This is a genomic window from Rickettsia sp., assembly GCF_965035265.1.
Map to the genome: position 1 here is coordinate 1 of NZ_CBCDJS010000043.1, position 11095 is coordinate 11095.

Sequence of the window (11095 nt, forward strand, 5' to 3'; positions counted from 1 at the left end):
GTTTCGCATAAACTTATAGAGGATATTGATAAAGAGACAGTCAGCTTTAATCCAAACTACGACGGTTCAGAGGAAGAGCCGACGGTACTTCCTGCGATGTTCCCAAATTTATTGGTTAACGGTAGCGGTGGTATTGCTGTTGGTATGGCAACTAATATCCCCCCTCATAATCTTGGAGAAGTTATCGATGCTTGTTGTTTATATGTAGATAATAACGATATAGAAATATTAGACCTGCTTGAAGTTGTTAAGGGACCTGATTTTCCTACAAGTGGAATGATTTTAGGTACTAACGGTATTAAATCGGCATATCTCACCGGTAGAGGTAGTATCATTATGCGAGGTCGGGCTGAGATCGAAACTATCGGTAGCGGGCGTCAGGCAATTATTATTACCGAAATACCGTATATGGTAAATAAAGCAAGGCTCGTTGAGAAAATCGCTGAAATGGTTAAGGAAAAACGTGTAGAAGGTATAAGTGATTTACGTGACGAATCAAATAAAAAGGGCGTAAGGATTTTTATTGAGTTAAAGAAAGACGTAGTTGCTGAAGTAGTCCTAAACCAAATATATGCCTGTACGCAGCTACAAACTAGCTTCGGTGTTATTATGCTTGCTCTTAAAGACGGGCTACCGAAAGTTATGAATTTAAAAGAAGTAATTGCTGCTTTTGTTAGTTTTAGGGAAGTAGTAATTACTAACCGTACTATATATTTGCTAAATAAAGCAAGAGACAGAGCTCATATTTTACTAGGGCTAACTATTGCCGTTAGTAATATTGATGAAATAATCCGCATTATAAAAGCCTCGGCTGATCCGAGTGCCGCTAAACAAGAATTAATGGCACGCAGCTGGGATGCGTTAAATATTTTGCCTCTTGTAAAGCTGGTTGATGATAAAGCAATGTTAAATGAGCATGGCAAATGTAGCTTTACCGAAGTGCAAGCTAAGGCCATCTTAGAGATGAGACTGCAACGTCTAACCGCTATGGAAAAAAACAAGCTTGAAGATGATTTAAAGAATCTTGCTACGGAAATTGCCGAATATCTTAATATACTCGGTTCACGTGAACGTTTACTTGAGATTTTAAAAGAAGAGCTAATTAAAGTTAAAGAAGAATTTGCCACGGATCGCCTTACTTCAATTGAATTTGGCGAATTTGATCAAGATATAGAGGATCTAATTCAGCGTGAAGAAATGGTAGTAACCGTAACGCTTGGTGGGTATATAAAACGAGTACCTCTAAGTAGCTATCGTGCACAAAGACGTGGCGGTAAAGGTAGATCAGGACTTTCAATGCGTGATGAGGATATTACCACGCAAGTTTTTGTCGGCAGCACTCATACCCCAATGTTGTTCTTCTCAAATATCGGTCAGGTTTATAGTTTAAAACTGTATAAATTACCTTTAAGCAATCCACAAGGTAAGGGTAGACCGATGGTTAATATATTGCCGCTGAAAGAAAATGAACATATTACAAATATCATGCCGTTACCTGAAAATCAGGACGAGTGGGATAATTTAAATATTATGTTTGCGACTGCTAAAGGTAATATTAGAAGAAGTGATTTATTAGATTTCAAAAAGATTCAATCAAATGGGAAGATTGCTATTAGACTTGATGAGGATGATAAATTAATTGACGTAAAACCATGTAAGGAAGACGAGCATATTTTACTTGCCACCAAAGCCGGTAAAGCTTTAAGATTCCCTGTTGAGTCACTTCGTGTTATTAAAAGTCGTACTTCCGATGGTGTACGTGGTATGAGACTTGCCAAAGATGATTTCGTGATTTCTATGACTGTGCTTAAAGGTATCAAGAGTACAAAAGAAGATAGAGACGCTTATTTGTCAGTGCCGTGGGAGCAGAGGCTTGAGATTGCTAAAGGTGAGACGTTTAATCCTGAAGAGTTAGGCGTAAATTTGACTACAGATTCTATTTTAGAAATGGCAAATTCCGAAGAATTTATCCTAACAGTTACAGAGAATGGTTTTGGTAAAAGAAGCTCGGCATATGGTTATAGAATTACCGATAGAGGCGGTAGCGGTGTAATTAATATGGATATTAACGATAAAACCGGTTTAGTCGTCGGTGTTATGCCGGTTAAAATGGATAATGAGTTAATGCTGATCACCAATAGCGGTAAGTTAATTCGCTGTAAACTTGAGACCGTGCGTATTACGGGACGTAACACTAGCGGTGTAATTCTGTTTAAACTAGATGACGGTGAAAAAGTCGTATCTGTTTCTCTCATTGCTGAAAGTGCTGAAGGCGAAGAGGATAGTGAATTAGAGGAAGAGAATTTAGATCAGCCTGAAGAGGTGTAGTAGTTGTTAGGTGGATACCAAAGTCGTCATTGCGAGGAAAAATTGAAAATTTTGACGAAGCAATCTCGTGCCAAAGTCCTGAGATTGCCGCGTCGCCTACGGCTCCTCGCAATGACGATTTAGTATTCACGCCGGCAAGGTCACAATCTTTGTGTAGGAAATTAATATATTTAAGTAATAATTATGATATGGTTATTAATTGCGATTGGTTTAACTGTTGCGGTTCTTGTTATAGGGGTAGTGTCGATGGCTATCGGAGGAAAGTTTGATAAGAAATTTAGTTCAAAGTTAATGACTTTGAGAGTTTTTTTTCAGGCAGTTGCTATATTATTGTTATTTATAATATATTTTTATAAAGTTAATTTATATAGTAAAAGAAGTTGAATTATGTATTATCTATAGGGAAGATTTTATTTTTTTAAAGGCATAGCGAATGTCGGCGAATAGCTAACCTATTTACGGTATGAGGTATGTTTTTAAAAAATTAAAAGATAATGTATAAATTGTATATAATTCAACCTCTTTTACTATCAATGCCTGAAAATAACTACTTAATCAATTTCTCTCATTTCTTCGTGTATTTCTTCCCATTTATCTAGAATTTCTTCTAACGTAACTTCTCCGACTTTTTTATCTTCATCTTCAAAGTCTTTTAAATCCCTAACTAGTTTTTCTAATTTTGATAATGAAATTTTTTTTTCGTTATACTGATCGCTACAATGCTCTTCGAGTTGTGCGGCAATTTCTTCAATATCACCCCAATGCATTATTATTCCTCCTTAATTTTATGCAAGCCTTATTTATTAACATGTTATCTGATATTTGCCATTATTTTTACTAAATATCATTAACTCAATAAATTATTATTATTAGGTGAGTTTATTATGCAACTATTGTGTTTTTTATTCAAAGTTGCTTTCTTTACATTCAGGCGTTTTTATGGTATATTAAAATGAAACATTAAGATTTAATTATGTCAATATTACCGATAGTAACGGCACCGGATGGAAGGTTAAAACAGAAATCTCAGTCGCTTTTAGAAGTTACCGACCAAACACGGAAATTTATGGATGATATGGTTAAAACTATGTACCATGAGGATGGTGGAGGTCTTGCAGCGGTACAAGTAGGGGTGTTAAAACGTATTTTAATAGTTGATATAAAGGATCATGATAAGGTAGAAAGACCAAAAGATTTCTATCCTCTATTTATAGTAAATCCTGAAATAATAGAAAAATCAGATGAGCTAGTTATAGCTAATGAGGGCTGTATTTCATTACCGGAGCAACGTGTTGATGTAGCAAGACCGGAATCTATAAAGATTAGGTATTTAGACTATCGTGGTAAATCGCAGGAGCTTGAGGCAAATGATTGGCTTGCAAGAGTTATCCAGCATGAGTATGATCATTTAGAAGGTAAGCTCATGATTGATTATTTAAGTAGTCTAAAACGAGATGTAGCACTTCGTAAGCTCAAGAAACTTAAAAACAATATAGTGTGAAAGTAATCTTTATGGGAACGCCTGAATTTGCAGTTCCCGCTCTTAAAAAACTTATAACTCATCACGAAGTTATGGCTGTTTTTACACAGCGACCTAAAGCTAAGGGCAGAGGACTTAACTTAGCTAAATCCCCCATACATCAATTAGCCTTTGAGTATCAAATTCCTGTTTATACTCCTTCTACTCTTCGTAATGATGAAACAATAAACCTAATTAATAAAATTAATGCTGATATTATAGTTGTTATTGCATATGGTTTTATTGTACCGAAAGCTATATTAGATGCTAAAAAATATGGTTGTCTTAATATCCATCCGTCCGATTTGCCTCGTCATAGAGGAGCGGCTCCTTTGCAGCGTACTATTATTGAGGGTGACCAGAGAAGTAGCGTATGTATTATGCGTATGGATGCAGGACTTGATACAGGCGATATATTGATGAAAGAAGATTTTGATTTAGAAGAAAGAACAACATTGGAAGAATTACACAATAAATGTGCAAATCTCGGAGCGGAGTTATTAATTAAAACACTTGCAAATATCGATAATATAGTACCGATGAAGCAGTCAAGTGAGGGTGTTACGTATGCTCATAAGCTAACTAAAGAAGAAGGGAGAATTAATTGGCAGGATTCCGCTTATTCTATTGATTGTAAAATAAAGGGAATGAATCCTTGGCCGGGAGTGTATTTTAGTTATAACGATAAAATAATTAAAATTATTGAAGCAGAATATGTTAATAAATCTCATGACTTTACTCCGGGTACCGTTATTAGTGATAAGTTAGAAATAGCTTGCGGAAATGGTATATTACGAGTTAAAGTTTTGCAGCAAGAAGGAAAACGAGCTTTACCTATTTCCGAGTTCTTGCGTGGTACAAATATTTTAATGGGGGTAATATTAAAATAATAGAAAATAATAATAAAAACTATTACTGTTAGTTGTACAGCTTCAGCCATTAAGCTCTTGATACTAAATTTTGCAAGATTAGCTTATACTCACGTATTAATATACGTTCCGTTAAGTTCACTATAGTATCAATGCCATAATGCTTTTTGCTGTATAACTTTAAGTGAGGTTAGTATGGGACACACAGATAAAACATTAAAAGTTAGATTTAATGATAATCCGGATATTAAAGAATTTATAGAAAAGTTTGAAAGAAGCAGTGATATTTATTCTGTAAAAAGGAAAGTAATTAATATAGTAGATGATGAAGTAGAAGATCAAACTAAGCTACTTACGGAAACTCAATTCCTTGTAAAAAAACTCCACATGGTAAAACATCTCAATATGAAATTAGCGGCTTTATTAACAAAGTCGGAGAACATATAAACGATTCAAAGCAAATAAAAGAAATTTCAAAATTATACGCTCATGCTGAATTTGCTGATTTACAGAAAAATGTTTTAGGTAAATTTGATAAGAACGGTAATTTAAGTATAACTAAAGATTTTGAAATTGATGAAAATCTAGTCTTTAGAAAAGACGGTAAATTATTGTTTGTTAAAACTCAAAACGGTTTGATAAACAGAGAGGGAGAAATGAAAGAAGTAAATCATGTTTTACAAAAAGGCAGGTTCTTTTTTGAAGATTTAGGTGGCAAGGTAGATACAAAATTAGGTACTGCAAACCTTAACAAAAAGCCGGCAAAGCCCACTCTAAAAAGAGGTTAAAATAACTTTAGACCCCTTCATAAAAAATAAAATTAAAATTATTTGAAATTAGTGTTTGACAAGCTTTAAAAATATAGATATAAAATCATCACACAAAGTTTGAAACGTAAAACTTTGTAGCTGTTTAAAAAGTTGATAAAGCTAAAAACTAAATACACCGCGATAATAAAAATTTATATCGTGAGTAGATACTGAAAATAATTGTGAAATTAATTCTGTATGCATCGTGTAATCTCAAGTTAAAAGCGTTAGTAAATATAATAATAGCATTTGGTGAATGCCTTGGCACTAGAAGGCGATGAAGGACGTAATACGCTACGATAAGCTTCGGGGAGTTGCGAATGAACTTTGATCCGAAGATTTCCGAATGGGGCAACCTACCTAATTTATTAGGTATTGTATAGTGAATACATAGCTATATGAGGCAAACCCAGCGAACTGAAATATCTAAGTAGCTGGAGGAAAGGACATCAACCGAGACTCCGTTAGTAGTGACGAGCGAACGCGGACCAGGCCAGTGGCTTCAAAAAAATAACTAAAACAACATGGAAAGGTTGACCATAGAGGGTGATAGTCCCGTATAGGTAAAAAGTTTAAAGTCCTTGAGTAAGGCGGGACACGTGAAATCCTGTTTGAACATAGGGGGACCACCCTCTAAGCCTAAGTACTCTCTAGTGACCGATAGTGAACAAGTACCGTGAGGGAAAGGTGAAAAGTACCCCGACAAGGGGAGTGAAATAGTATCTGAAACCAAATGCTTACAAGCAGTCGGAGCAAGCGTATTTATATGTCTTGTGACGGCGTACCTGTTGTATAATGGGTCAGCGACTTAGTTTATCTAGCAAGCTTAAGCCGTTAGGTGTAGGCGTAGCGAAAGCGAGTCTGAATAGGACGTTTTAGTTAGATGAATTAGACCCGAAACCGGGTGATCTAGCCATGGCCAGGTTGAAAGCGGAGTAAAATCCGCTGAAGGACCGAACCCACTACTGTTGAAAAAGTAGGGGATGAGCTGTGGTTAGGGGTGAAAGGCCAATCAAACTCGGATATAGCTGGTTCTCCGCGAAATCTATTTAGGTAGAGCGTTATAGCGATTACCGTCGAAGGTAGAGCACTGAATGAGCTAGGGGGTCCCACAGACTTACCAAACTCAATCAAACTCCGAATGTCGACGAGTACAGCATAGCAGACAGACTATGGGTGCTAAGGTCCATAGTCGAGAGGGAAAAAGCCCAGACCGCCATCTAAGGTCCCTAAATCATGACTAAGTGTTAAAGGATGTGAGAAGACCAAAACAACTAGGATGTTGGCTTAGAAGCAGCCATCATTTAAAGAAAGCGTAATAGCTCACTAGTCTAAATAAGTTTTCTTGCGCCAACAATGTAACGGGGCTCAAGTCATGTACCGAAGATGCGGATTCACGCTAAGCGTGAGTGGTAGCGGAGCGTTCCGTAAGCCTGTGAAGGTGAACCGCAAGGTTTGCTGGAGGTATCGGAAGTGAGAATGCTGACATAAGTAGCGATAAAGAATGTGAGAAACATTCTCGCCGAAAGTCCAAGGGTTCTTGCGTAAAGTTAATCTGCGCAAGGTTAGTCGGCCCCTAAGGTGAGGCTGAAAGGCGTAATCGATGGGAATCAGGTTAATATTCCTGAACCTGAAGGATGTGACGAAAGTAGTAAGTTGTACAATCTTATTGGATTGATTGTGCAGCGAATATTTTCCAGGAAATAACACCTTCATTATAGACCGTACCCGAAACCGACACAGGTGGACAGGTAGAGTATACCAAGGCGCTTGAGAGAACGATGCTGAAGGAACTAGGCAAATTGCATCTGTAACTTCGGAAGAAAGATGACCTGTATATGGGCAACCATTTGCAGGTGGCACAAGCTAGGGGGTAGCGACTGTTTATTAAAAACACAGGGCTCTGCAAAGTCAATAGACGACGTATAGGGTCTGACGCCTGCCCAGTGCTGGAAGATTAAAAGGAGGGGTGCAAGCTCTGAATTGAAGTCCCAGTGAACGGCGGCCGTAACTATGACGGTCCTAAGGTAGCGAAATTCCTTGTCGGGTAAGTTCCGACCCGCACGAATGGCGTAACGATTTCCCCGCTGTCTCCAGTATCGACTCAGCGAAATTGAATTCTCCGTGAAGATGCGGAGTTCCCGCGGTCAGACGGAAAGACCCCGTGAACCTTTACTATAGCTTTGCACTGGTGTTAGGAATCAGATGTGCAGAATAGGTGGGAGACTATGAAGCGAAGGCGTCAGCCTTTGTGGAGTCACCTTTGAGATACCACCCTTTTGATTCTTGACATCTAACCGAGATCCTTGAATCAGGATCCGAGACAATGCATGGTGGGTAGTTTGACTGGGGCGGTCGCCTCCCAAAGAGTAACGGAGGCGCGCGATGGTTAGCTCAGGTTGGTCGGAAATCAACTTTTAGAGTGCAATGGCATAAGCTAGCCTGACTGCGAGTCTGACAAGACGAGCAGAGACGAAAGTCGGTCATAGTGATCCGGTGGTCCCGAGTGGAAGGGCCATCGCTCAACGAATAAAAGGTACTCCGGGGATAACAGGCTGATGATTTCCAAGCGTCCATAGCGACGAAATCGTTTGGCACCTCGATGTCGGCTCATCACATCCTGGGGCTGGAGAAGGTCCCAAGGGTTCGGCTGTTCGCCGATTAAAGTGGTACGTGAGCTGGGTTTAGAACGTCGTGAGACAGTTCGGTCCCTATCTGCCGTGGGTGTAGGAAGTTTGAGAGAATCTGCCTTTAGTACGAGAGGACCGAGGTGGACGTACCCCTGGTGGACCAGTTGTCATGCCAATGGCACAGCTGGGTAGCTAAGTACGGAAGGGATAACCGCTGAATGCATCTAAGCAGGAAACCCACCTCAAAACTAGACTTCCCCATTAGAGCCGTGGAAGACCACCACGTTGATAGGTCGGGTGTGGAAGCGCAGTAATGCGTGTAGCTAACCGATACTAATAGCTCGATTGATTTACTTTGCTGTGAGATTACACATGCATATAGTGTTAATTCTATAAACATGTAAGTATCAACTCACAAAGTTATCAGGTTAAATTAGCTTTATCAACCAATAAAGATGTTGTTACATGTCTCTTTCTATGTTATTTCTGTGAAAGTAGAAATCTAGAAAAAGCCATGCAACAATGTTAACAGCAGACTAATACAAATCTATCTTTTTAAAAGTTTGTATTGCTAGCTTGGTGGTTATAGCATGAGTGAAACACACGATCCCATCCCGAACTCGAACGTGAAACCTCATAGCGCTAATGGTACTATGTCATAAGGCATGGGAGAGTAAGTCGCTGCCAAGCTTGCAATACAAATTTTTAATTATTTTTAATTGTCTTTCTTTCTCTTTATGAAATATTTTATACTCATAATTTTCACTTTTTATTTTAGTAATGCTTACGCATTAAAGAATAAACATCAATTTATTTCCATAGAATCATTAAAATCTAACATAGAAATTAAAAAGCTGTTTAAAGAAAAAAATACTGATCAATTTATTTTAGTGCTACCAAATGGAACAGTAATTAATGAAGGTGGAATTTTAACTCAAGAAGGTTATATTCTACAAAATACTCAAACAAGTTTAGGTGATCAACATCGTTTATTAAATAAAAAACGAGATATTAATACAGAAAGTCCTTTATATTTTAATGGAAAATTAGCAGTAATTTCATCTCCAGGTTCTGAAAATTGGTATCATTGGCTGTTACAAATTTTGCCTAGATTAATTATATTAAAAGAATCAAATTTTGAATATGATCGTATCTATATTAATAATTTAAAATATCCATGGCAAATTAAGTCATTAGAAATAGTATTAAATTATTTAAATATACCAGAAGATAAGCTTTTTGTGGTAAATAGTGATTGTATAATTCAAGCTACTAGACTAATTGTTCCATCTGTACCGTTTATTCCGGTAAAAGATACGCCTTTACCTTTATGGTTAAAAAAAGATTTAAGAAATATTTTTATTAAAGGTAATAGTAAAGCATACGATAAAATATATATTTCTCGTAAATACGCTTCTACACGAAAAATAGTTAATGAAGAAGAATTAATAGAAAAAATTGAGAAAATCGGTTTTAAGGTAATATACCTAGAGTTATCCTCTCCGTATGAACAGGCCCAGCTTTTTAATAAAGCAAAAATAATAGTTGGACCGCACGGATCAGGATTTGCTAACCTTATTTTTTCGACTCCGAAATGTAAAGTAGTAGAGATTGATCACGGCACAACCCCCCCCAGAAGTTTTTATAAAAGAATGGCAAATTATATGTCATGCGATTATTATCCTTTTTATGTAGATAAGACAACAGAAGAACATTTAGAAGACGATATAAAAATCAATATTGATGAATTTATTAAATTTCTTAGAGGCGTCTATAAATAAATTTTAATTAGTAATTAAAGGGCTTTTTTAGCGAAAATTGATAAGGTTTTTGAAGGAGTAGTTATTTATATTTCAAAAAAATCTTATAATTGCTAGCCGAAAAGAATTAAATTATCGGTTAAAGTTTATTTACAGATAGCCTCTAAGAATAAATAATTATTTATTCTTAATTATCACAGGTTTTTTATTGAACATTAAAAAGTTTCTTCAGGATAGAATAAATCTGCTAATCCGGATAAATCTATATCATAGTTATCTTCATTTGTTACTGCTTGCATACTTAAAGGTAATATTATTTCATCTAAGTTAAATGAAGAAGATGGATTAGAAAATATTATTTCTAGAAACAGAGGTGATTTTTCTGAGTTTAATAATTCATTTTTAAGTTTAAGCTTTTCCTCGCTGTTATTACTGTTTAAAAAAGTAACAATTTTAGAAAAATCTGTTAATTGTGGATTAGACCAAAATTCTTTATCAATTGAATTATTTTTATATTGATGTGAAAATAGTAATGTTAGGATAGAGTCATCACCACCTTGTTCTAATGCGAAGTTTAAAGTGCCTCCGTCTATTTTTGCTCCTTTTTCAAGGGCTAATTTGAGTATTTCTAGTTTTTGTATTTGTATAGCTAAATCTGCAAGAGAACCGTCTAGACTTGAAGAGTTGGGAGACCAGTCTTTCTCTAATAAAAATTTACCATATTATCATGACCTTCATATAATAAAGATATTATACCACTACCGTGCATAAGAATTGGATTATCAGGAGTTTCTACAACCTTAGCACCTCGATCTAGTAAAAATTTTATTAAATCAATATTGTCACTTTTACATGCTGCATTTAGCACATTATCCCATTCCATTATATTATTATATGCATTAACATTAGCCTCTCGGGAGCATAGTAATGTTACTGCATTCATAAATCCTTTTTCAGCAGCGTTATATAAAAGTGGCTGATGATATGTATCTAGAGTATTAACATCCTCGGTCTTATTAATAATATCTATAAATATAATGGCCTGAAAAAACTGAACAAAAAAATAGTTAGGTTTGCTTGGTAATAAGTTAGAATAGACCAAATAACTTAAGAGGTAAGAATGACTAAGAAACAGTTTCGGAATTTCAGTGCCGAAGAAAAGACCAAGATAGTATTAGAA

Annotated in this window: 9 protein-coding genes, 2 rRNA genes and 1 pseudogene; 10 read left to right on the forward strand and 2 right to left on the reverse strand. The window is 36.3% G+C overall.

Annotated features, from left to right (window positions below; genetic code table 11):
- From gyrA to AC1Z7D_RS03880, 3 genes and pseudogenes are all read left to right on the forward strand, one after another.
- Window positions 1-2328 (forward strand): DNA topoisomerase (ATP-hydrolyzing) subunit A (gene gyrA / locus AC1Z7D_RS03870; RefSeq protein ID WP_482602142.1); only part of this gene is annotated, 2328 nt, incomplete at its 5' end.
- Between the two features lie 3 nt (window positions 2329-2331).
- A pseudogene (locus AC1Z7D_RS03875) lies at window positions 2332-2448 on the forward strand (zinc ABC transporter substrate-binding protein); the annotation flags it as partial.
- Window positions 2449-2511: 63 nt separating this feature from the next.
- Window positions 2512-2712, forward strand: a complete 201-nt coding sequence (locus AC1Z7D_RS03880) for a twin transmembrane helix small protein (RefSeq protein WP_482602144.1) — start codon at window positions 2512-2514, stop codon at window positions 2710-2712.
- 167 nt (window positions 2713-2879) lie between these two features.
- Here the strand turns inward: AC1Z7D_RS03880 and iscX are convergent, their stop codons facing one another.
- On the reverse strand, window positions 2880-3095 hold the full coding sequence (gene iscX, locus AC1Z7D_RS03885; RefSeq protein WP_341787016.1) for a Fe-S cluster assembly protein IscX: 216 nt from the start codon (window positions 3093-3095) through the stop codon (window positions 2880-2882).
- A 206-nt stretch (window positions 3096-3301) separates the two neighbouring features.
- Between iscX and def the strand changes: the two genes are divergently transcribed.
- From def to AC1Z7D_RS03920, 7 genes are all read left to right on the forward strand, one after another.
- The gene (def, locus tag AC1Z7D_RS03890) at window positions 3302-3829 is read left to right on the forward strand and encodes a peptide deformylase (RefSeq protein WP_482602147.1); all 528 of its coding nucleotides are present in this window, start codon (window positions 3302-3304) and stop codon (window positions 3827-3829) included.
- A complete protein-coding gene (gene fmt, locus AC1Z7D_RS03895) occupies window positions 3826-4737 on the forward strand; it encodes a methionyl-tRNA formyltransferase (RefSeq protein WP_482602149.1) in 912 nt (303 codons plus the stop codon). The genes def and fmt overlap by 4 nt, the downstream gene beginning before the upstream one ends.
- 174 nt (window positions 4738-4911) lie before the next feature.
- Window positions 4912-5163 carry a hypothetical protein gene (locus AC1Z7D_RS03900; RefSeq protein ID WP_482602151.1) on the forward strand — a complete coding sequence of 84 codons (252 nt, stop codon included), beginning with the start codon at window positions 4912-4914 and terminating at the stop codon, window positions 5161-5163.
- The gene (locus AC1Z7D_RS03905; RefSeq protein WP_482602157.1) at window positions 5082-5504 is read left to right on the forward strand and encodes a hypothetical protein; all 423 of its coding nucleotides are present in this window, start codon (window positions 5082-5084) and stop codon (window positions 5502-5504) included. Before AC1Z7D_RS03900 ends, AC1Z7D_RS03905 begins: the two co-directional genes overlap by 82 nt.
- Window positions 5505-5754: 250 nt before the next feature.
- Window positions 5755-8512 (forward strand): 23S ribosomal RNA (locus tag AC1Z7D_RS03910).
- 218 nt (window positions 8513-8730) lie between these two features.
- Window positions 8731-8845: ribosomal RNA gene (gene rrf / locus AC1Z7D_RS03915) — 5S ribosomal RNA — on the forward strand.
- Window positions 8846-8892: 47 nt separating this feature from the next.
- On the forward strand, window positions 8893-9936 hold the full coding sequence (locus AC1Z7D_RS03920) for a glycosyltransferase family 61 protein (protein ID WP_482602153.1): 1044 nt from the start codon (window positions 8893-8895) through the stop codon (window positions 9934-9936).
- A 682-nt stretch (window positions 9937-10618) separates the two neighbouring features.
- On the opposite strand, the gene AC1Z7D_RS03925 is transcribed toward AC1Z7D_RS03920, so the two are convergent.
- Window positions 10619-11017 carry an ankyrin repeat domain-containing protein gene (locus tag AC1Z7D_RS03925; protein ID WP_482602155.1) on the reverse strand — a complete coding sequence of 133 codons (399 nt, stop codon included), beginning with the start codon at window positions 11015-11017 and terminating at the stop codon, window positions 10619-10621.
- Between the last annotated feature and the right edge of the window lie 78 nt (window positions 11018-11095).

Excerpts from the sequence above, each read along its gene's own strand:
- AC1Z7D_RS03880 (WP_482602144.1), top strand. The coding sequence starts at position 2,512 with ATGATATGGTTATTAATTGCGATTGGTTTAACTGTTGCGGTTCTTGTT.
- iscX (WP_341787016.1), bottom strand. The coding sequence starts at position 3,095 with ATGCATTGGGGTGATATTGAAGAAATTGCCGCACAACTCGAAGAGCAT.
- def (WP_482602147.1), top strand. The coding sequence starts at position 3,302 with ATGTCAATATTACCGATAGTAACGGCACCGGATGGAAGGTTAAAACAG.
- AC1Z7D_RS03900 (WP_482602151.1), top strand. The coding sequence starts at position 4,912 with ATGGGACACACAGATAAAACATTAAAAGTTAGATTTAATGATAATCCG.
- AC1Z7D_RS03920 (WP_482602153.1), top strand. The coding sequence starts at position 8,893 with ATGAAATATTTTATACTCATAATTTTCACTTTTTATTTTAGTAATGCT.